Annotated in this window: 33 protein-coding genes; 3 read left to right on the top strand and 30 right to left on the bottom strand. The window is 71.3% G+C overall.

What is annotated here, in order from left to right; genetic code table 11:
- Window positions 1-6 precede the first annotated feature (6 nt).
- The 8 genes from ABZX85_RS23355 to ABZX85_RS23320 all read right to left on the bottom strand — a co-directional run bounded on the left by ABZX85_RS23355 (window position 7) and on the right by ABZX85_RS23320 (window position 6,174).
- On the bottom strand, window positions 7-1,746 hold the full coding sequence (locus ABZX85_RS23355) for a terminase TerL endonuclease subunit (protein ID WP_355871773.1): 1,740 nt from the start codon (window positions 1,744-1,746) through the stop codon (window positions 7-9).
- On the bottom strand, window positions 1,718-2,308 hold the full coding sequence (locus ABZX85_RS23350) for a phage terminase small subunit P27 family (RefSeq protein WP_355871770.1): 591 nt from the start codon (window positions 2,306-2,308) through the stop codon (window positions 1,718-1,720). Before ABZX85_RS23350 ends, ABZX85_RS23355 begins: the two co-directional genes overlap by 29 nt.
- A gap of 942 nt (window positions 2,309-3,250) precedes the next feature.
- Window positions 3,251-3,523 carry a hypothetical protein gene (locus ABZX85_RS23345; protein ID WP_355871767.1) on the bottom strand — a complete coding sequence of 91 codons (273 nt, stop codon included), beginning with the start codon at window positions 3,521-3,523 and terminating at the stop codon, window positions 3,251-3,253.
- A complete protein-coding gene (locus ABZX85_RS23340) occupies window positions 3,523-3,705 on the bottom strand; it encodes a hypothetical protein (RefSeq protein ID WP_355871764.1) in 183 nt (60 codons plus the stop codon). Before ABZX85_RS23340 ends, ABZX85_RS23345 begins: the two co-directional genes overlap by 1 nt.
- A 28-nt stretch (window positions 3,706-3,733) precedes the next feature.
- Window positions 3,734-4,066, bottom strand: a complete 333-nt coding sequence (locus tag ABZX85_RS23335) for a hypothetical protein (protein WP_355871761.1) — start codon at window positions 4,064-4,066, stop codon at window positions 3,734-3,736.
- A 9-nt stretch (window positions 4,067-4,075) separates the two neighbouring features.
- A complete protein-coding gene (locus tag ABZX85_RS23330; RefSeq protein ID WP_355871758.1) occupies window positions 4,076-5,146 on the bottom strand; it encodes a hypothetical protein in 1,071 nt (356 codons plus the stop codon).
- A gap of 17 nt (window positions 5,147-5,163) precedes the next feature.
- Complete coding sequence (locus ABZX85_RS23325; protein ID WP_355871755.1) at window positions 5,164-5,406, bottom strand: hypothetical protein; 243 nt, start codon at window positions 5,404-5,406, stop codon at window positions 5,164-5,166.
- A 126-nt stretch (window positions 5,407-5,532) separates the two neighbouring features.
- Window positions 5,533-6,174, bottom strand: a complete 642-nt coding sequence (locus ABZX85_RS23320) for a hypothetical protein (protein ID WP_355871753.1) — start codon at window positions 6,172-6,174, stop codon at window positions 5,533-5,535.
- A 131-nt stretch (window positions 6,175-6,305) separates the two neighbouring features.
- On the opposite strand from ABZX85_RS23320, the gene ABZX85_RS23315 reads away from it, so the two are divergent.
- On the top strand, window positions 6,306-6,485 hold the full coding sequence (locus ABZX85_RS23315) for a hypothetical protein (protein WP_355871751.1): 180 nt from the start codon (window positions 6,306-6,308) through the stop codon (window positions 6,483-6,485).
- A 61-nt stretch (window positions 6,486-6,546) separates the two neighbouring features.
- Here the strand turns inward: ABZX85_RS23315 and ABZX85_RS23310 are convergent, their stop codons facing one another.
- The 8 genes from ABZX85_RS23310 to ABZX85_RS23275 form a co-directional block, all read right to left on the bottom strand.
- Window positions 6,547-6,843: a hypothetical protein gene (locus tag ABZX85_RS23310; protein WP_355871748.1), complete on the bottom strand. Its 297-nt coding sequence runs from the start codon at window positions 6,841-6,843 to the stop codon at window positions 6,547-6,549.
- 56 nt (window positions 6,844-6,899) lie between these two features.
- Window positions 6,900-7,613, bottom strand: coding sequence for a mucin-2 (locus ABZX85_RS23305; RefSeq protein WP_355871745.1), 714 nt, complete (start codon window positions 7,611-7,613; stop codon window positions 6,900-6,902).
- 267 nt (window positions 7,614-7,880) lie between these two features.
- Window positions 7,881-8,642 (bottom strand): hypothetical protein, encoded by a 762-nt coding sequence (locus ABZX85_RS23300; protein WP_355871742.1) that lies wholly within the window; start codon window positions 8,640-8,642, stop codon window positions 7,881-7,883.
- A complete protein-coding gene (locus ABZX85_RS23295; protein WP_355871739.1) occupies window positions 8,639-9,028 on the bottom strand; it encodes a hypothetical protein in 390 nt (129 codons plus the stop codon). The genes ABZX85_RS23300 and ABZX85_RS23295 overlap by 4 nt, the downstream gene beginning before the upstream one ends.
- Before the next feature lie 9 nt (window positions 9,029-9,037).
- On the bottom strand, window positions 9,038-9,667 hold the full coding sequence (locus ABZX85_RS23290; RefSeq protein ID WP_355871736.1) for a hypothetical protein: 630 nt from the start codon (window positions 9,665-9,667) through the stop codon (window positions 9,038-9,040).
- Window positions 9,664-10,677 carry a hypothetical protein gene (locus ABZX85_RS23285; protein ID WP_355871733.1) on the bottom strand — a complete coding sequence of 338 codons (1,014 nt, stop codon included), beginning with the start codon at window positions 10,675-10,677 and terminating at the stop codon, window positions 9,664-9,666. Before ABZX85_RS23285 ends, ABZX85_RS23290 begins: the two co-directional genes overlap by 4 nt.
- Before the next feature lie 74 nt (window positions 10,678-10,751).
- On the bottom strand, window positions 10,752-10,940 hold the full coding sequence (locus ABZX85_RS23280) for a hypothetical protein (protein ID WP_355871730.1): 189 nt from the start codon (window positions 10,938-10,940) through the stop codon (window positions 10,752-10,754).
- A 94-nt stretch (window positions 10,941-11,034) separates the two neighbouring features.
- Entirely contained in the window at window positions 11,035-11,523 is a 489-nt protein-coding gene (locus tag ABZX85_RS23275) for a hypothetical protein (RefSeq protein ID WP_355871727.1), read from the bottom strand.
- Between the two features lie 187 nt (window positions 11,524-11,710).
- Between ABZX85_RS23275 and ABZX85_RS23270 the strand changes: the two genes are divergently transcribed.
- Both ABZX85_RS23270 and ABZX85_RS23265 read left to right on the top strand, forming a co-directional pair.
- Window positions 11,711-12,010, top strand: a complete 300-nt coding sequence (locus ABZX85_RS23270; protein ID WP_355871724.1) for a helix-turn-helix domain-containing protein — start codon at window positions 11,711-11,713, stop codon at window positions 12,008-12,010.
- A gap of 2 nt (window positions 12,011-12,012) precedes the next feature.
- On the top strand, window positions 12,013-12,429 hold the full coding sequence (locus ABZX85_RS23265; RefSeq protein ID WP_355871721.1) for a DUF6221 family protein: 417 nt from the start codon (window positions 12,013-12,015) through the stop codon (window positions 12,427-12,429).
- A 401-nt stretch (window positions 12,430-12,830) separates the two neighbouring features.
- Here the strand turns inward: ABZX85_RS23265 and ABZX85_RS23260 are convergent, their stop codons facing one another.
- The 14 genes from ABZX85_RS23260 to ABZX85_RS23195 form a co-directional block, all read right to left on the bottom strand.
- Window positions 12,831-13,256 (bottom strand): hypothetical protein, encoded by a 426-nt coding sequence (locus ABZX85_RS23260; RefSeq protein ID WP_355871718.1) that lies wholly within the window; start codon window positions 13,254-13,256, stop codon window positions 12,831-12,833.
- Window positions 13,253-13,564 carry a hypothetical protein gene (locus ABZX85_RS23255; RefSeq protein WP_355871716.1) on the bottom strand — a complete coding sequence of 104 codons (312 nt, stop codon included), beginning with the start codon at window positions 13,562-13,564 and terminating at the stop codon, window positions 13,253-13,255. Before ABZX85_RS23255 ends, ABZX85_RS23260 begins: the two co-directional genes overlap by 4 nt.
- Window positions 13,561-13,875: a hypothetical protein gene (locus ABZX85_RS23250; protein ID WP_355871713.1), complete on the bottom strand. Its 315-nt coding sequence runs from the start codon at window positions 13,873-13,875 to the stop codon at window positions 13,561-13,563. Before ABZX85_RS23250 ends, ABZX85_RS23255 begins: the two co-directional genes overlap by 4 nt.
- A 57-nt stretch (window positions 13,876-13,932) precedes the next feature.
- Window positions 13,933-14,154, bottom strand: coding sequence for a hypothetical protein (locus tag ABZX85_RS23245; RefSeq protein WP_355871710.1), 222 nt, complete (start codon window positions 14,152-14,154; stop codon window positions 13,933-13,935).
- Entirely contained in the window at window positions 14,151-14,408 is a 258-nt protein-coding gene (locus tag ABZX85_RS23240) for a hypothetical protein (RefSeq protein ID WP_355871707.1), read from the bottom strand. The genes ABZX85_RS23245 and ABZX85_RS23240 overlap by 4 nt, the downstream gene beginning before the upstream one ends.
- A complete protein-coding gene (locus ABZX85_RS23235) occupies window positions 14,405-14,644 on the bottom strand; it encodes a hypothetical protein (protein ID WP_355871704.1) in 240 nt (79 codons plus the stop codon). The genes ABZX85_RS23240 and ABZX85_RS23235 overlap by 4 nt, the downstream gene beginning before the upstream one ends.
- Entirely contained in the window at window positions 14,637-14,822 is a 186-nt protein-coding gene (locus ABZX85_RS23230) for a hypothetical protein (RefSeq protein WP_355871702.1), read from the bottom strand. Before ABZX85_RS23230 ends, ABZX85_RS23235 begins: the two co-directional genes overlap by 8 nt.
- Window positions 14,819-15,580 (bottom strand): hypothetical protein, encoded by a 762-nt coding sequence (locus ABZX85_RS23225; protein ID WP_355871699.1) that lies wholly within the window; start codon window positions 15,578-15,580, stop codon window positions 14,819-14,821. Before ABZX85_RS23225 ends, ABZX85_RS23230 begins: the two co-directional genes overlap by 4 nt.
- A 77-nt stretch (window positions 15,581-15,657) precedes the next feature.
- Entirely contained in the window at window positions 15,658-16,152 is a 495-nt protein-coding gene (locus tag ABZX85_RS23220; RefSeq protein ID WP_355871697.1) for a hypothetical protein, read from the bottom strand.
- Window positions 16,152-16,367 (bottom strand): DUF6011 domain-containing protein, encoded by a 216-nt coding sequence (locus ABZX85_RS23215; RefSeq protein ID WP_355871695.1) that lies wholly within the window; start codon window positions 16,365-16,367, stop codon window positions 16,152-16,154. The genes ABZX85_RS23220 and ABZX85_RS23215 overlap by 1 nt, the downstream gene beginning before the upstream one ends.
- A complete protein-coding gene (locus ABZX85_RS23210) occupies window positions 16,364-16,645 on the bottom strand; it encodes a hypothetical protein (protein WP_355871692.1) in 282 nt (93 codons plus the stop codon). The genes ABZX85_RS23215 and ABZX85_RS23210 overlap by 4 nt, the downstream gene beginning before the upstream one ends.
- A 175-nt stretch (window positions 16,646-16,820) precedes the next feature.
- Entirely contained in the window at window positions 16,821-17,414 is a 594-nt protein-coding gene (locus ABZX85_RS23205) for a hypothetical protein (RefSeq protein ID WP_355871690.1), read from the bottom strand.
- Window positions 17,411-17,905, bottom strand: coding sequence for a hypothetical protein (locus tag ABZX85_RS23200; protein WP_355871687.1), 495 nt, complete (start codon window positions 17,903-17,905; stop codon window positions 17,411-17,413). The genes ABZX85_RS23205 and ABZX85_RS23200 overlap by 4 nt, the downstream gene beginning before the upstream one ends.
- Window positions 17,902-18,636 carry an ATP-binding protein gene (locus tag ABZX85_RS23195; protein WP_355871684.1) on the bottom strand — a complete coding sequence of 245 codons (735 nt, stop codon included), beginning with the start codon at window positions 18,634-18,636 and terminating at the stop codon, window positions 17,902-17,904. Before ABZX85_RS23195 ends, ABZX85_RS23200 begins: the two co-directional genes overlap by 4 nt.
- Window positions 18,637-18,643 lie beyond the last annotated feature (7 nt).

Below are 18,643 nucleotides of genomic sequence, written 5' to 3'. Positions count from 1 at the left end.
CCCTCGTCAGAATCCGACCGCCACCCGGCTCTTCGCCTTCGGCCGCCGCAGGTATCCGTCCAGGCCCATCACCGTCGCCGCAACCCCGTCGATCCGGGCCTGCGACTTCTTCCGGTCCGGCTTCGTGGGCCGGTAGTTGTCGTTGCCGTCCGCGATCGTCTCCACGCAGCCCGCCATCCAGCGGAGCACCGGGTGCCCGCCGTGCAGGAACCCGCGCTCCAGCAGCAGCCGATCCAGTTCCTTCGAAGCAGGACTAAGCCCGAGGAAGGTCTGTGCGATCGGGGTGACCTTGACGCCACGTTTCGTCTCCCGGTCCACGTTCTGCACGAGCTGCCCGGCGAACATGCGGTCGTAGCCGATCCACTGCACGTCATAGCGCTTACAGTCGGCGAGAACCTGCTTCTCGATCGTGTCGTAGTCGATCGCATCGCCCTCGGTCAGCCTCAGGAAACCCTCACTGACCCACTGCTCCAGCGGCACCTGAAGCTGACGCTGCAAGTCCTCCAGCCGATCCGCTGGCAGCCAGAACCGGGACACCAACTCCAGCTCGACGCCAGGCTGTTTCGACTCCACCGCCAGCACCCACGCGCTGAGGTCGGAAACCGCCGACAGGTCGAGACCGCCCCACGCCCGACGGCCCTTCAGCGCCTGCTCGTCGACCATGCCGGCCACCCGGTCCCACGAGCGGATGTCGATCCATCGCGTGGATGCCTTCTCCCGGATGTTCAGCGACAGCCGCAGGAACGTCGGGAAGTACGACGGCGTGGCCTGTGCCTTGTTCGCCTCGCGCCGCAGGTACGTCAGCGTCGGAGACGTGCCCAGGCCCGGGTTCGCGCGGCGCCACGTTGTCTCGGCGAACGGGTCATCCCTCTCGTCAGCGGCCCAGATCACCCCGTAGTGCGCGGGGTCCTGCACGATGTTCTCGGCGACCTTGCGCGTGTACGAGTGTTTCTCGTCGTAGATCGAGCCCTCTTGCGCGTCGTCCGCCGTCGTGATGAACACGATCAGCGGCTGATCGCGCGCGCCTGTACCCGTCTCGATCGCGTCGATCAGATCCCGGCTCTTGTGGACGTGGACCTCGTCGACCACCGCGCCGGACACGTTCAGGCCGTGCGCCGTCTCCGCGATCCGTGACAGCGCGCGGAAGACGCCTCCCGTACGCGGCACCCGGATCACCGAGGTCAGCACCTCGGCGCGGCCCTTCACAGCCTTCGACGTCTGCGCCATGCGCTTCGCGTCGTCGAACACGCGCTTCGCCTGCTCCAGCGAGCCGGCCGCCGCGTACACCTCGGCGCCGATCTCCCGGTCCGCCAACAGCAGTGCCAGGCCGATCCCCGAGGAGAGCGTCGACTTGCCGTTCTTGCGAGGCACCTCAATCCACACCGCGCGGACCACGCGGACGTCCCGCTCCAGCTCCGGGTCATGCCACAGCCAGCCGAAGACCGGCAGGATCACCCACAGCTTCTGCCACGGCGCCAGCCGCAGGAACGTCCCGCCCCACCGGCCCTTGGTGTGCTTGAACGACTCGATCGCCCTCAACGCCCGCCGGGCCGCCTCCACATCGAACCAGGCGCCATCCTGCTCCGGCATCTGGAACGCGCACACCAACGGCCGGGACAGGACCGCGTCCGCGATCTCCTCGTCGTCCATACCCAGCTCGTGCAACGCCGCCCGCGGAACCGGCAGACCCTCCGAGCAGTCCTCCAGCGAGAGCTGTTCAGTCGAAGGGATCGTCGTCGTCGCCATCGTCGCCACCCTCCGGCGGCGTCAACCGGCCCCGCGCACTCGGCGACAACCCCAACTCCCCGATGTACGCCTTCAACTGCGTCCGGTACTGGGTCGCGACCGTCGTCAACGGATTCCGGCACGGCCCACGCTGCCCCATCGTCACCAGACCCTCGATGCTGAGCTGCCGCTCACACCACTCCAGTCGGGCCACGCACACGCAGTAGTCCACCACCGTCGACCGGTCCACCGACGTCAGCCCGGCCATCATCTGAAGCACCGGAACGACCCCCGACCACTCCCGGCCGGCGACCCCACGACCGAACTCGGCAGCCTCAATCGCCAACTTCAGCCGCTGCCAGATCGCGACCTCGTGCCGGTACTCCTTCAGCTCCTCGTCATCCGCACCCCGCGGCGCGCGCGGTTTCTCCGGCAGGCACTGACCTGGGAAGAACGTTTCCCAATCCGGCTCGACGAGGTCGGCTGGCGGAAGCTTCACGCCCTCCCGGACCGGCCGGCGGCCCGGGTTCCCCTCGCGTACCACCTGGAGCGGGGGCTTCGGCTTGCGGCCGGGTACGGCCATGCAAGATCACCCCCAAGATCAAAAGGCTCCGGATTGCGCCACCACAGAAATGCCTCCCCGGCGGTCTCCCGTGCGCGGGCGCGGGGGTGCGCCCCCACCCGCCCCGGGGGCGCGGGCTCGGGCCGGCCGCCCGGAGCGGCCTCCGGCGAGATCGTCCGGGCGGCCTGGCGCCGGGTCTGCGGCTCGCGTTGCCGGTTCTGCCGTTCGCCGAGGCCCTGATCGGGCCGTCTTCGTATCGGTTAGGCGCCCGACGTTGCTCTGGTGAGCCGTTGCGGATGCTGTTGTCGGTGCCTGGAGCGTTGATCAGCTGTCTACTGCTGCTGTTCGGCTGCCCATCCGCCTGGTTGATGTTGCGCGGTCTCGCTGCTGTGGCATGGCCTGCACAGTCCGCGTCCGTATTGCGGATCGTCGGCGTCGAGCCCTTGGCGTTCGAGCTGTTGGCGCGAGCGTGGCCAGTGGTCGGCTTCTGTCGCTGGTGATCGACGGCAGAGGACGCATACGGGTTGGGCATCGAGTACGCCGCGCCTGAAGCGGTCGCGATGTCGCGCGCCGTATCCGCGTTGGTTGGGGTTGCCTCGGGTGCGGGTGTCGCGGCCGTGCTCGGTGCACGGCTTGGTCTGGTCGCATCCGGGTCGTGAGCATGGAGGCGGGAGCCGTGAGGGCATGGCTGGAACCTCCCGTGCTGGGGTAGCGTCCACCCCTTCAGGAGCCAGGGGGGTTCCAGGAAGAGGGGGGTCTGAAAATGGCGGGTGGGTGTCGTGATTGCACGACGTGTACGAAGCCGGGTCTGGTTCGGATGATGCAGAACTGGGCTGCTGGGTTCTTGCACTTCTGCACGGCGGGGATCAGCTTCGTGGTGAAGCGGGGCGGGATGAGGCACTGTCCGCAGTGCAAGCACCTGCTGTCGAATCACCAGCGCCGCCGCGACGGCTCGTTTCGGGACTAGGTCTGCGTCTCGGCGTTGGGGTCGTCTTTCTGGCCGGGGCGCCAGTCCTTGAGGAGTTCGAGGGTGAGCGTGCAGTCGGCGGTGTCGTATCCGGTGATGCGGTAGACGACTTGGTCGGCGATGACGATGTCCCCGTTTTCAACCCGCAGGTACATGCCTGACGCGAGGGCGTCGACGTGCATCTTGGCCCGCTGCGCGGCGGCCTCGACCTTGAGCCCGATGCCCAGGTGTCGACTGATCTGGATGTCGCCGCACTCGGAGTCGGCCATCAGGGGGTCGCCTCAACTTCGACGCGTACCACGCTGAGGACGTTGAGCCTGGGGACGAGCGCGACGTGTTGGCCCCGGCCATCGCTGAAGATGTACTGCTCGCCGTCGGCGTCGTAGAAGCAGTCGACTGCGGCGATGCGCTGTTCGTGGCTGCTGTCGAAGGTGATGGCGTAGCTGGCCATGCGGGTTCCTCTGCGGGTTGAGGCGGCGTCAGATGCGGATGACTTGCACGGTCAGTTCGGCGTTGTCGGCGTTGACGGCGAGGCTGGTGCCGTAGTCGGTGGGCGGGAACGGCCCGAAGACCTGCGTCTCTCCGGCGGGGATGGTCTCGGCGCGGGAGGTGACGGCCTGTCCGTCGACGGTCTTCGTGAACGCGAACGTGACCGTGCGCGCGACCGCAGAGGCGTTGGTGTTCTTCACGATGAGGATGACGCGTCCGTCGTTGGCAACGCCGTTGCCGTTGGCGACGTCTCCGGCGACGGCTGCGGGGAGGACGGTTCCGGCGCGGGTGGCCTGGATGGGGGTGAGGGCGGTGCGGGGCATGTCGGCCTCCTAGGGGGTGGTCTGGTCGTCGATGAGGCCGACCGCGTCGAGCGCGGCGAGGAGGCCGGTGAGGGCGGTTCCGTCGGTGCGGGAGCCGTTGACGGTCTGCCGGGTGACGGAGGCGACGCCGTAGAAGCCGAGCCTGTTGCCTGCGGCGTCGAGGTCGTGGACGACGTCGTAGGGGTTGGTGCCGATCTGGACGCGGCCGATGAGGTGGGGTCCGGCGGGTTCCCAGCGCATCATCGGGGTCTGGGTGCCGGTGAAGTCGGGGTTCTGCCAGAGGCTGACGATGACGTCCATGCCGGCGATCTCGTAGTCGAGTCCGCCGCCGGCGACGCGCATCCGGTAGGCGCCGGTCTCGTCGTCGCGCTGGACGGTGAGGTTGGCGCCGCGCAGGAGGACGTCGCCGGTGAAGGTGGCTCCGTCGAGGTCGGCCTTGTTCGGCATCTCGTCTTCGAGGGCCTGGACGCGTGCCATGTCGGCCGGCGTTCCGGGTGCTCCTTGGGGTCCGGTGTCTCCGGTGTCGCCCTTGGAGCCGGCCGCTCCTGTCGTTCCCTGCGGGCCGGTCGCTCCGGTGGCGCCAGCGGCTCCGGTTGCGCCCGTCGCTCCGGTCGGCCCAGTAGCGCCTTGGGGTCCGATGAGGGAGGCGAGCCACTGTGTGACGGTGCCGGTGTAGCCCTCGGCGACGGCGACTTCGTAGGCGCTCTTGCCGGGGGTTCCGCTGGTTCCGCCGCCGGGTGCTTGTGTGGGGACGAGCGTGTCGAGGTGGATGGTGTCGCCGTTGGTGCCGTGGATGTCGGCCCAGAACGCGACGCGCCTGCCGCGTGCGGGTTGAATGTCGACGTACCAGCGCCATCCTGCCGGAGCGATCCCGGCAGCGTTGTTGGGGATGAGCTGGACGCTGAACGCGCCGTCGACGATGTCGGTCTTTCCTCCGCCGGGGTAGATGGCGTGGCGTGTGGGGTCGGTGAGGATCGCGGAGGGGGTGCAGACGATCTGCCCGCCGTATCCGGTTCCCGCGACAGCGGAGGGGAGGGTGCCGGTCAGAGTGACGACGGGGGTTCCGCTGGGGAAGGCCACGGTCACCTCCCGAGGCGTCAGGCGGCTTTGGGTGCCCGTTGGGGTGTGGGCCGGTAGGTGAGGGCGCGCTCGGCGATCTCGGGGAGGGCGTACATGACCTTGTAGCCGTGCCCTTGGCCGGCGGGTCGTCCGTCGCCGGGGAAGCGCTGGATTTTGTTGCGTCTGGCCCACTGCCGGATGACGGGTCCGGGGACGCCGGTGGCGGCGGTGGCCTCGTGCTCGAAGACGAGGTCTTCGGGGTACAGCTCGGCGGGCTTCACGATCACCCCCGGACATGCGGAGAGCCCCCGGCGTGGGCTGGGGGCTCGATGAGTCTGCGGGCGCACGTGTGCCCGTTGAGGGCACTGTGACATACGGCCGTGGACCTGCGCAACTACGTGCCGTGGTCAGGCTGCCGCGCGCATAGCGAGGGGGAGGCTGAGGGCTTCGCTGTGCCCGTACTGCGCGGAGCATCCTCGGCAGCGGACGCCGGGGGTGGAGATGGTGACGCCGAGGAGGTTGCCGCAGGGGCAGACGACGTGCACGGGGCGCTCCTTCCGCTCCCCGGTGATCGCCAGCTCGCATTCCCGGACGGCCTTGGTGACCTCATGGAGGAACTCGTCGTACGCGGGATGGCTGCTCGCCGCCCAGTCGAGGTTGGTCCGGAGCGCGCGGACGACGTCGTCGAGCTGCTGCTGGAGTCCGCCTTCCCAGCGGGGGTGGAGCCAGCCGAGCCGATCGTGCCAGTCGACGAGCCACGTCTGGAGGATGGTGACGACTCCTCCGCGTGCGGCGAGCGACAGGGGTTCCAGCCGGACGGGGAGGGGCGCCGTACGCGATCCGGAGACGGGGGCGAGGGACCCGCCGCGTCCGGGCGTGATGACGGTCCCGAGGCGCGCGTACAGGCCGTTGGGCCCGGGGAGTTGCCGGAGGGCGTGGTCGGCGCGGTCTTGGCAGGGTCGGCAGGCGTAGCGGCCGGCCTCGTCGGCGTGGAGGTGGCGGGGGCAGGCGATACAGGTGGGGGCGTCGTCAGCGTGGGCGGTGTGCATGGCGCAGCTCCTGGGCGGTGTGGCGTGATCTGATCGTACGAACCCGCGCAACTCGCTCCTGGTGGCCGTCTCCCGCACGAACTGCACCGAAGCCGCTCCGGCGTCACCCCGCTCCCGTCAGACTGCCGTGCATGGACGAGACGGTGTACATGGTGCGCGCGAAGAGCCGGGAGACGTGCCAGGACGCCCTGGACCGCCTGTGCGCGGCGTTGGGGGCGCGGCCGACGTTGCTGCCGTCGGATGTCGTGGGGCCGGGCTGGGTGGCCCGCGCGGTCGCCGTACCCGCACCGCGCGCCCCGGGCATGCAGTAGGCCCGCCGCATCGGGGGGGATGTGCGGCGGGCCTGTAGGCAGTGTGTCAGGGGTGGTGCGGTCAGTCGATCGGGAGCCACCTGGTCACGGTGACCTGCCGCTCCTCGACCTCGGTCCCCTCGATCTCGTCCTCGTGCGACCAGGGGTCGGTGTCCTCCTGGTCTTCGGTGAGGCCCTGCTCGTAGACGAGGCAGTACGCCTTGCCGTCGTCCGGGGCGCGGAACACCACGTCGTGGACCGACACCCAGTCGCGGGCGGAGGTCTGCTCGCGGTGGAGGATCTCCGGGGAGCCGTAGATCCCGGCGTCGGGGAGGTTCCAGTCGTCGAGCTGGGCGCGGGTGAAGGTGCGGGTGGGCATGGTGCTCCGTTTCGTGGCGGTCGGACGGGACGGTATCGGTCGGGGCTGACAGCGGCTCAGAGGTCGGCGATGAGGACGGTGGCGTTGTCGGCGTACGGGCCGCAGTGCTCGATCGCCGCCTCGGCGAAGCTGTGGGCCGCCTCGCCGGGGTCGCCGGTGAGGAAGGCGGTGAGGTCGCGGCAGGAGTCCTCCAGCGGCTCGTAGGCGCCGTCGGATGCGAGGAGGAGACGGTGTGTGCCGGCGCCGAGGGGGATGGTGGCGGCCTCGATGGCGGGGTGCCCGTGCCAGTTCATCACCTGGTCGTCCGTGTCGGCGGCGCCGAGGCACGTCGTGATGGCGTTGCGGTCGCCGCCGATGGTGCGTCGCCGGTTGTGGTCGTCGGTGAGGCGGCGGATGGTGGCGCCGGTGAGGAGGTAGGCGCGGGAGTCTCCGGACCAGGCGATGGTGAGGGGGTGTCCGGGGGCGGTGACGGCGACGACCGCGGCGGCGTGGGGGAGGTCGTCGCTTGCCCAGGGTTCGCTGCGGGCGGGTTCGGCGGCGTACCGCTCGTACTCGGCGCGTAGGCCGGCTTCGGCGTCGCCGAGGCGGGCGGCGGTCCGAGCGAGGCGGCGGGCGGCGATCCGGGTCCAGTCGTGGACCTCGTCGGTGGAGCCGATGCCGTCGAGGAGGACGTATGCCTGGGCGCCGGAGGAGTCGTCCTTGGCGTAGGCGGTGGCGTCGCACTGGTGGGTGCGGTCGCCGATGAGCTGGGCGGTGGCGTAGGTGCGCATGAGGTGGTTCTCCATCGGGTTATCGGCCCCAGCAGTTGCCGAGGGCGAGGGCGAGCAGGATGAGGAGAGCGATGGGCCACCCTGCGGGAAGGATGCCGTCTCCGCGACCGTCGGCGTGAACGCGCTGGACCCCGTCGCCTGCGGCTGGCGCGAGTCCCCCGTGGGCGGTCTGGCGGTGTTCGGCCATCTCGGTTTCGGCGTCGGCACGGTGGTCGTGGCGGTGGGGCGAGGCAACGTCGCAGGCGCGGCATTCGTACAGCCACGGCATCAGCGGTCCCCTCTCGCAAGGAGGGCGCGGAGGCGGGAGAGGGGCGTAGCTACGCTCTTCTCCGTGTTTGCTACATCGCAGGTCAGGGCTGTAGCTACACGGGGGCTACGGGGTTCGGGAGGGGTGCGCGGCGCGGTCGGGGAGCGGGCGTCTTCCCATGCCTGGAGGTCGTCTCGGTGAACCCCCGTGTTGATCTTTTTGCGGGCGTCCCGGACGGAGGGCCGGACGGGGATTCCGAGGGTGGCCAGGCGGGCGGTCACGGCGGCCTTGTCGAGGGGGGCGGGGGATGTTTCCTGAAGGCACGCAGTGAGGGTCTTCAGGTGCACCCCGGGGGCATCGGCGATGAGCCTCCACAGGAGTGCGACGAGCGGCTCCGGAGCGGTCTCCGCGGGGGGCTCGTCGTCGACGTCCGGAGTCCCTGCGGTGGCTCGGTTCTCGATGCGGTCGGCGAGGTGGTCGAGGTAGTCGCGGGGGATGAACAGGGCGACCGCGGTCAGCCATCCGGTGATGATCACGACGGCGGTCCAGCCGCCGTAGTAGACGATCCCCCAGCCCGCGCCGACGTGGACGGCGAGTGACGTGCCGGGGCCGAAGCGGGCGGACAGCCACAGGGCCGGGCCCCTGATGCCGACGAGAACCGGGCCGTACGGTCTGGCCGCGGGCGGCTCTTCGTCGGCCTGGTCCTCGGCGGACGTCTCTGCTTCCTCTCCTTCGTCCAGCTCCGGCTCGGGCTCGCGTTTGCGCAGGTTGAAGTAGGTCATGAGAGGTTCGCCGCCGTGTTCGCGATGGCGTCGGAGACGTAGGACCAGGAGCCGCCCGCGCCTGCGGCGACGTACCAGAAGATGATGCCGAGGGGGCCGACCTGCCGGGTGGTGAGCTTCTTGAACAGGATGAAGATCGCCAGGGATAGGGCGAGCGCGGGCATCGTGAGGCCGGGGACGACTCCTCTGGCGGTGCCGATGATGCTGCCGACGAAGTCGGGGACGATCCCGAAGGGGCCGCCGGCTGCCTTGTAGGCGGAGCCCGCGAGCATCGACAGGATGAGGGTGGGCCACCAGCCGAGGGCCTTGAGCTGGCCGCCGCCGGGGATGCCGAACACGAGCAGCACGGTGAGGACGACGGCGAGGCCGACGGGGCCGAGGTTCACGGTGGGTTCCTAGTGGTAGCCGGTGCCGTAGAGGAGGACACCGAGGGTGATGGACGAGGCGGGTACGGCGGCGGCCCATGCGACGGCCGGCATCCAGTGGCGGGAGCGCCGGTAGAGGGCGATGACGCCGACGCCGAGGCCGTAGAGGACCCACGCGGACAGGTCGGTCCAGTGGCCTGCGGCGTACCAGGCGGCGGTGTCGGTGGCCCACGTAACCCAGCCGAGGGGCCATCCGGCTGCGGCGGCGGTCGTGTGGTAGGCGAGCCACTTCAGTCGGTGGGGGGTGTTGTCCCAGGCGTCGGCGAGGGACTGGCGGGGGGATGCCGGGCGGCTGTCCCAGGCGGTGCGGGGCGCTCCCCGGCGTGGGCGCTTGCGCTTCTTCGGCTTCTTCTTGCGGGGGGTCTTCAGCTTGCGGGGCTCGGGCGCCGGTTCCTTGGACGCCTTCGCGGGGGCCGGTTTGGGGGTGGGCTGCTTCGTCTCCGGCTTCGGCACCTCGGGTGTGGGGTCGCTGTCGAGGATGTCGTCGAGCCAGTCCCTGGGCCGGGTGGTGGGTTTGGGCGGGGCGGCGTCGGGGCCGACCTCGCGCGCGAGGAGGAGGCCGCGGATGCGTTGCTCGTCCGCGCCGGGGGTATCGCTCACGCGTAGCCGCCCCCGCCCTGCCCGATGCCGCTGTCCGGAGCGGGGAGCTTCTTCAGCTCGCGGTCGAAGGTGCGCCGGACGGTGTCCGGATTGGTGTCCGGGCCGAGGAGGTCGCAGGTGATCCCGACGGCGGTGGCCTTGTCCCTGATGCCCTTCTTGAGGAGCACACGGACGGCGTCGGCGATGTTGTCAGGACGCTGTCCGGACAGCTTGTCCGTGCCGGTCAGAGGGCTGGGAGCGGGTTCGGTGAGCGCGTCGTCCGGGTCTGTCCGGACAGTGTCCGAGCGCTCCAGGGTGTGCTCGGCGGGGCGCCGGTGGAGGACGAGGGCGACCTGGACGGGGTCGACGTTGACGCCGTAGGTGCGCAGCAGGGCGGAAAGTTCAGCGGGGGGCAGGCCGGGCTGGGACCGGTGGCCGATGTGGATGGCGTCGGCGGGGTCCATGTCGGCGAAGTGGTCGCGGAGGGCTGCGCTGGCTGTCCGGTCTTTGTCCGGGCGCTGTCCGGACATGCTGCCGCTGTGGGTGATGTGGGCGATGGCGCGGTCCTTGACGGCCCGGCCGGCGCGGTCGGGGGCGAGGAGCCACGCCCAGCCGCCGAACTGGGGGAGCCGGTAGGGGCGTTCCCCGTGGCTGGCGCGGGCCTTGGCGCGGGGTCCGGCCCAGGACATTTCGGAGACGGCAAGGAGGCCGATGGTGGGGACGGCGAAGAGGGCTGCCGCGGGGGTGCCGCCGCCGATGAGGCCGGCGTGGGTGATGTTGAGGTAGACGGACACGGCGGCCATGAACACGGCGGTGGCGCGGGCACCGAATGCGGAGCGGCCTTCGGCGGCGGCGTCGGAGGCGAGGGCGAGGCACATGTAGGCGATGCCGTCGAACACGGCGACTGCGGCTCCGGCGATGCCTTTGGGGGTGTCGTAGTGGCGGGCGACGGTGTACAGCGACCAGCCGGTGGTGAGGAGCGCGGCGAGGGACACGATGGTCATCGCGACGCGGCGGGCGTTGGTGTTCACGGAGCTGCTCCGGGCGGGATGGAGGCCGGCTCGCACGTTGGGGGTGGGACGCGCGGGCCGGCGGTCTGGTGGGTTCAGCGGGCGGGCCGGTACCAGGGGCCTTTGCGGTCCTGGGCGCGGTCGCGGTCTTCCCATGCCTGGCCTTCGCGGGCGGCTTTGCGGGCGCCGGTGGTCTTGGCGCGGCGGAAGCGGTCGGCGTCTCCGGTGACGGGGGTGCCCCAGTAGTCGACGGTGGTCTGCTCGCGGCGCCGGAACAGGCCCATCACCGGCCGCCGAGGGAGAGGGTGACGCAGACGGTGGTGAGGAGGATGCCGATGCAGAGCCAGGTCCAGTACGGGGTGCGGCTGGGCGGTCGGCTCATCGGGCGATCGCCTGCCGTGCGGCCTGGGGGGCGTCGGTGAGGGGGCGCCAGCGGGTGTCGTGCCGGTGGTCGCGCTGGTAGTTGGTGGGGGTGCGGTGTTGGAGGTGGGCGATGCGGGTGGCGGCGTGGTGGCGGGCCCAGGTGGTCAGGTCGTCGGTGAGGCGGGGGAGGTCGCCGTGGTGTCCGTCGCGCCAGTCGATGCTGATCCATTCGCCGCGCTGGCGGGGGTGGGCGAGGCCGGGGGCGTACTCGATGGGGGCGGCCTGCCGGAAGGCGTAGATGCTGTAGGGGCGGTCGCCGTGGGGGTGGCGGACGGTGAGGAGGATGACGGAGCGGACGCGCGCGACGTCGAGGAGCTGGACGTCGGTCATGCGGCGGTCGGCGAGGATGCGGTGGCCGATGGACTCGCGGAGGGCCTGCATCCTCGCGGCGGCGGGCGTCTGCGGGGTGGGCTGGGTCTGGGTGTTGCCGTTACCGTGTTCCACGGCTGTTTCTCCTGGTGGTTCAGGTGAAGTGGCTGGCCCCGACCGGCAGTGTGAGAGCTCCGGCCGGGGCCGTTCTTGTTGGGTAGCGCGGGCTCACACCCGGCCATGTAAGGTGACCTTACACTGGTTGCCGTTGGGTCACCATACGCACCTGAGTGAGGCCCGCCGTTTCGAGGAAGGCGCGGGCGTGACGGACGACGAGGAGGTACAGCGCGTGTTCGATGCCATCGAGGACGTAGAGCGCATCGCTGACCCGGAAGCGCGCTCTCGCGCTCGGGCGCGGATCACCGCGAAGACCAGAGAGCTGAGCGCCGGATGGAACGCGGAGCGCGCCGAACTGGCTCAGCAGATGCAGGCTGACGGCGAGTCGGTCCGGGGGATCGCCAAGCGCCTGGGGATCAAGCCGGGAACGGTGCAGGACCTGCTGCGCGGCTACAAGGGCTCGGGGCAGAACCGCCCCCCGGCGGCTGAGCGAACGGAGACCTGACCGTGGATCTTGTGGAGTTCCTGCGGGCGCGGCTCGACGAGGACGCCGAGCTGGCGCGGTCCGGGGAAACTTGGACAGCGTTCGACGAGTCCCCGAGCGCAGAGACGCGCAGGGTGGACGTGGACCACTCCTTCGAGCGCGTCGTTGCGTGCACTCGCTCCTGGCGGGCGCTGCACATCGCCGCGCACGATCCGGCGCGTGTCCTGCTGGAGGTCGACGCCAAGCGGCGGCTGCTCGCGCGGGGCGGCCCGGTCTGCACTAGCAACTGCGACGAGCCGGGGAACGAGCCATCGAATCCCGACACCAACTGGACGACGCCGCTGGAGCATCACTTCGACTGCGCGGCCTACGAGGCGGCGCAACTGCTCGCCCTGCCGTACGCCGACCATCTGGACTACCGTGAGGAGTGGCGGCCGTAGCCCCGCTGTACGCGACGGCCCCGACCATCGGTCGGGGCCGTCGTGCTGTCCGCACAGCGAGTAGCGGTCGCGTACCGCCGGAGCTGGATGGCACGCGACTGGGGCCATCCAGGCACGGGTGTCAAGCGGGGATGCGCGCCCGGCTATGGGCCGACTGGTTCTCGGGTGCCCGGGTTTCCCGCGAGCAGACGGGCGCGCGGGTTCAGGATGCCACGGGCCGGGGCTCGGTCATCGGTTCTTCGTTCGGCTGGCTCGGGCGAGTGCTCGCCGCGTGGCCCTGTTGGGCGGCGCGGGGTCGGGCGCGTCGTCGTCAATGACGGTCTCGGTGCGAACGATCCGGGTCTCCCAGGTGGCGCCCGGCCGGGGCGTGCGCTCGGGCCGGGGGGCTGACGACGGTCCGGTCACGGCTTGCCCGTTCCGGTCTGGAACGTCCACCAGCCGTCGTATCCGGCTGGCGTGCTGGGGTGGTTGGCGAGCATCGGGCGCAGCACGGCGAGGTGCTCTTGCTGGACCTCGGGAATCTCGCTCCCCCAATAGCCAGAGCCGTCCCATCGGCCGTCGGGGTTGCCCCCGTATCGGCTGTCGAGATCGTTCCCGAGCATGGCCTGCGGCGAGGACAGATCAGGCTCTTCCCGCAGCCAATGAGCCCACAGCTTCAGTGTCCCGATACATGCCCGGGTGACGCCGTCCTTGCGGCGGTACCAGACGGCCTGACACGTGCCGGAGAGCCAGTAGATGCCGTCGCGTTCGGTGGCTTCGAGGGTGACGGTGGCGAGGTTGATGGCGAACGGCTTGCGGCTGATGAGGAAGCGGTTCTCGCGGATCACTGCTGCTCCTGGTCGAGGTCGGTGCGTGATGCGATGAGTGCCCACTGGGCTGCCTCGTAGGAGGTGAGTGGGGGCCCGTCGCGTTGGGGGTCGGGGTAGAGGACGGCGTCGCGTCGGGCTTGCTCGTGGCGAGCAAGTAGCGCCCGGTGGTCGCGGTGGTAGTCGTGGCCGGCGATCCACAGGAGGATGCCGCTGGCGGCTCCGGCGACGGCGAGGCCGGGCTGGTACATGGCGGCGTAGATGCCGAGGGCGAGGAAGACGACGGCGGCGGCGCGGCAGGCCCAGGCGCGGCGGAGAGCGGGGGTCATCGGCGCCCGCCGTCGGCTCGGTCCGCCCAGTCGGTGAGCTGCTCGGCGAGGTAGCGGGCGGTGGCGGGGTCGAGGATGACGTCGGCGTCGTCGATGGACAGGCGGAGCCACGGCCAGGGGGCGTCGTCTTCGGGCTGGTCGTCGCGGCCGTCGCGGGTGATGTGGGAGGGGATCTCGGCGAGCTGGACGTCTCCCTCGCGGGGGTCGTCGCCGGAGGGCAGGATGTGCGATCCCTGGTAGCGGTGGGGGCGTCCGGGGCTGTCGGGGTGGCTGGCGGGGTCGAGGGTGGCGATGGTGGCGTAGATGCTCATACGGTTCTCCGTGGGCGGGTGCTGGGCCGGGGCTCGGGGTGAGCCCCGGCGGGGCAGTCAGGGGGTGAGGTCGGCGGCGGGTGTGATGGTGATGCGGGTCCAGCCGAGGCGCCCTCGGCATGACCGGTCGGCCAGCTCGCGGGCAAGCTCGTCCGCACGTTCTTTCGCCGACGGACGTCCCGCCTCGTCGTGGACGGTCCGGGTGTAGTCGGGCCTCTTGAGGTGGTAGTCCCGTTCGCTCCTGTAGGCGGCGACGGTGTAGGCGGTCGGGGTGGTCACGCGTCCTCCATGGCGGCCGGAATCCCTGTACGCCTCTCTGGCGCGCCGCAGGCCCGCGCCCGGTCGCGGAGTGCCCCGTGCGCCCGTACGGCCGCGAGAGCCCCGCGCAGCCCCCTCCATGCGGCACCCACGCCCCACCCGGCAACCCCCGCCACGGCGAGTACGGCGACGGTCGCGGCGGCGGACAGGACGACCAGCCACACCAGCGCCGCCCAGCCGAGGGTGATCAGCGTGTCGACGGCCTCGGCTATCACGACGGGGCCTCCGCCCGGATCGTGGCGTCCGACGGCCACCACGTGCTGCGGTTCTCCGGGTTGTCCGGGCCGGGCTGGCGGCTGAAGTCGGCGGTGGCGTCGACGCGGTACTCGTAGCTGCCGTCGTGCAGCGGGCCGACGACTTCGCGGACGGTGGCGGTGCCCTTGCGGGCGGCGGGCCACTGCTGGCCGTAGTGCCGGACCCGGGCGCCGACGGACAGCGGGTGCTCAGCCACAGTCGGCCTCCCCGCAGTCGTGGTCCTCGGAGTCGAAGGGTTGTCCGTGCTCGTCGTGGAGGACGAGTCCGTCGTCCTCGTCGTACCAGCCGTCACCGGACGCGCCGCAGGCTCCGCACTCCCACCGACCCGCCAGGCTGATGCCGGTGAAACCCCCGCCGGTGCTCTGCTTGCTCATGACGGCCTCGGCGCGGTCTCGACGGTGTACGTGGTCGTCTCCCGCACCAAGCGCCGCTGGACGGGCGTGCCGTCGCTGAACGTAGAGTGCCGCTCGCTGGCCAGCTGGAGCTGCGTCACGGCCTGCTCGCGTTCCTCGTGGCGGCGGGTGGTGGGCATCCACTCGCCACCGTCGAGGAGTTCGACTTGCCAGCGGTGTTGCGGCGGGTGCGCCTCGTTGTCCTGCGTGTCGGTGGCGCGCGCCTCGGCGGCCATGCGGCGCAGCACGTCCTCAACGTTCCGGGCGCCGCGCCCCATATCGGTCTCGCCGAAGCGGAACTGGGCCTCGGCATTGCGCTTCGCCACGTCGGCGGCCTCGTCCAGTACGGCGGCCCGGTCGGCGGGCTCGGGCAGTACGGCCAGCACCACGTCGGCCCGGCTGTACGCGTTGGCGCGCACCGTCTCGGAGCGGCGCATCGCCGCGTACGCGGGGCTGTTGTTGCCGTCGGCCCACTGCATCAGCGCCTCGGCGATGCGGTCGCGGAGGGTGGCCCGGTCGGCGGGCGGGGTCTGGGCAGTCATCGCGTCGAGTCCGGCGTGGACGGCCCGCCAGATCATCGCGTTCCGGTGCACCGGCTCGGCAGGCAAGGCGTCACCGAGGCCCCGGATGAACGCAAACACCGCGTCGTACGCGGGCTGCCTCGGTCCGGCGGGCGCAAGCGCGGCGGCCTCGGCGTCGGGCTGGCGGCTGGCCGGGTCGTCTTTGCGGCGATCAGTCATGGTCATCTCCAGGTCGGTGTGATGGGGTTGGCGGTACCGGCCGCCCGCGGCTCCAACGCGGGCGGCCGGCGTGCTGCTCAGGACTGGCGGTCGGCGGCGAGCTTCCGGCACAGGACGGTTCCGGCGAGGTGCCATCCCATGGCGGGGTTGAGGCGGTGTCCGTGGTCGGGGCATTCCGGGTCGGGGATGATCCCGCCGCACGTCTGCTCGGTGCAGGTGCAGTCGTCCGGGGTGGCGTACGGCATGGCGTGCGGGATCTCCGAGAGGCCGCCGGTGGCGAGGAGTGTGCGGACGCGGGCGGCGATCTCGGCGGGCGTGGCGGCGTTGAGGGGCCGCGGGTTGGGGACGTGGGCGCCGTCGCTGCTGATTCCCCAGTCGACGCCCGCTCGCTCGGTCCAGCCGATGACGAGGGTGTCGTCGTCGGCGGCGTCGAGGACGTGCCGGTTGTCGGGGGTGAGGGTGATGACGATGGCGGACTCGTGGGCGTCGGCGACGGTGTGGCCGAGCGCGGTGATGGCGGCGGTGGTCTCGCGGACCCAGGTGTCGGGCATTTCGTCGGCGATGTGCTGCATCAGAGGCTCCAGAGGGTGGGTTGGTGGTCGGTGAGGGGGAGTTCGGTCTGGCCGTCCATCGGCTCGGTGCCGGGGTTCGGCCGGGGGATGCTGACGCGAGGCTCTGTGCGGCCCGCGAGGCGCCTGCGGCAGACGGGACCTAGCCCGGCTGCCCGCGACACCGGATCGGCCAGCAGACGGCCGCACACGCACCGCACGGGGGCGGCGACAGTCACTCGACGGGTCCGAGCGCACATTCGAGATGCACCGTGTCGATGAGGCTGGCGCCTTTCTCGATGGCCCGCTCGACGATCGCGTGGACATCGGCCCAGCGGGCGCGCTCCGCGTCCAATTCGGCGACAAGGGCCGCGAGACGGCGGACCTCGGCGACGAGGGCGGGGACATCAACGGCGGCGAGGGTGTGGCCTTCGCCGAGCTGCTCGGCGTGCTTCGCCTCCCCGTCGGCGCGGGCTTCGATCTCGGCGAGCTGCTGCTCGGTGAGCGGGCTAGTCATCGGAATCCTTCCGGTCGCGCAACCTCGGCAGTAACCGGGGCCGCAGCGGCTTGTTGTCGGGCGTCGTGGCTGTCGACGGGTATCCGCCGGCCCCGCGGGCTGGTGCAGCGGGTGTTGGGCGGGGCGTGACACCACGGGCAGGTCACGGACCACTCCGGGGGGTGCGGGCGGGCGGTCACGGCTGGTCCTGCCGTCCGCAGCGGCACAGGGCATGGCCGTCACGTGCGGCGAGTTGCCGCCAGCGGTGGAACGGGCACGGCTCCACGAGGGCGGCCCCGGTGGGGTGCTGGATGATCGCGTACCGCGAGTTGTACGGGCCGCCCATCGCCCGCAGCGGCTGGTGGTCCCCGCAGGCGAGGCAGCGGCCCACACGGCCGCCGGGAAGTTCCTCGTAGAGGCTGCTGCGGGAGGCCGGGCAGTTCTTCGGCGGGTCGATCCAGCGGGGCGTGAACACCAGCAGGCGGCCGGTCGGGCTGCTGTCCTGCCCGGCTCCGGCGGCCCGGCCCTCGCAGGTCCCGCACACCGGCTCGCCGACGGGCGGTTCGTCGGCGGCCAGGAAGCTTCCGGCGCGCTCGCTTCCGCCGACGTTGTAGCCGCACCAGCAGCCGTAGGTGGTCCGGTCACGGTCGGTGAAGCGGATACCGGAGCGGGGCCGGTGCCAGCGGGACATGCCGCGGGTACGCACGAACCGCGGGCCCTCGACGAGGGGTTCCATGCCGGCAAGGAACTGGCTGGGCGCCGAGGAGACGGGCGGCAGGAGGGAGGTCATGCGGTCTCCTCGATGATCTCGGCGTCGGGGATGTCGTCGTGCTGGCGGTTGAGGCGGGCGGTCGGGCGCGGGTTGCCTTCGATCTCCGGCGGCCGAAAGCCAGGCAGCCGGTAGCCGACGTGACGGGCGAGGAGCCGGGCGGCGTCCATGAGGAGTTGCTCCTCGGCGGGGCGGGCGACGGCGAGGACGGCGTGCCACTCCCGGACGAGCGAGGCGGCCGGGTGCACGTCCGGCCGGCGGACGGCGTGGGCGATCAGGTTGAGGGTTTGCAAGCCGCGCCGCAGGGCCACGCCGACGAGGCGGGTGCAGTCCGGGCAGAGCGGCGTTCCGTCGGCGTCGACGAGGTGGACGACGTCGGGGACCGCCGTCTCCTCGCAGCGGTGGCACCCGGTGACGCGGGCGACGCTGCGGATGGAGGCCCGGACGGGGTCGAAGGGGCCGCGGTAATCGGCGGGTTCGCTGTGAGTGGGCGGCGGGATGAGGCGGGTCACGAGACGCTCCGGAGGGTGCGGCGGAGGTCGGGGCCGTCGAAGCCGACGATGGTCGCGGTCTGCGCGAGGCGAGAGGCCAGCCGGTCGCCGAGGCGGGTCACGAGGTCGGGTGCGGGTGCGCCGGTCTTGATGGGCAGGTTGGTGGTGATGAGCAGCGGGAGGGACTCGTTGTAGCGGTGGTTGACGATCCGGTAGGTGGCTTCTTCGGTGAACTCGGAGAGCTTCTCGGTGCCGAGGTCGTCGAGGAGCAGCAGCGGGATCTGCATGAGGCGCTTGAGTTCGTGCTCGCTGCCTTTGTCGGAGCCGCCGGGGCGGAGGAGGCCGTAGAGGTCGGGGGCGGTGGTGGCGACCATCTGGAAGTTGCGGGGGCCGGCTTCGGCGATGCGGCGGAGGGCGCCGTATGCCTGGTGGGTTTTGCCGGTGCCGATGCTGCCGTGGAGGACGAGGATTCCGGCGTCGCGGATGTCGGCGGCTGCACGGTCGGCCCACGCCTGGACGGTGGGGTGGTCGGCGGTGGCGTCGCGGTAGCGGTAGGGGGCTGCGGTCTGCCAGCGGGAGAGGGCGAATTCGGCTCGTTGGCGGCGGTGGTATTCGGGGTGGCCGGGTTCGTCGGGGGTGGGGGTGTTGTCGATCGGGCCGCCGGTGATGTCGGGGGCGTGTTCGGCGATTCCGGCCATGAGGCGGGCGAGTGCGGAGGGCCGGTTCTCGGAGAGGCTTTCGGGTTCGGGCATGGGGGCT

The organism is Streptomyces sp. NPDC004539 (assembly GCF_040610055.1).
In the GTDB taxonomy this organism is placed as follows: Bacteria; Actinomycetota; Actinomycetes; order Streptomycetales; family Streptomycetaceae; genus Streptomyces.
This window is presented reverse-complemented; position numbering and strand designations above follow the sequence as displayed.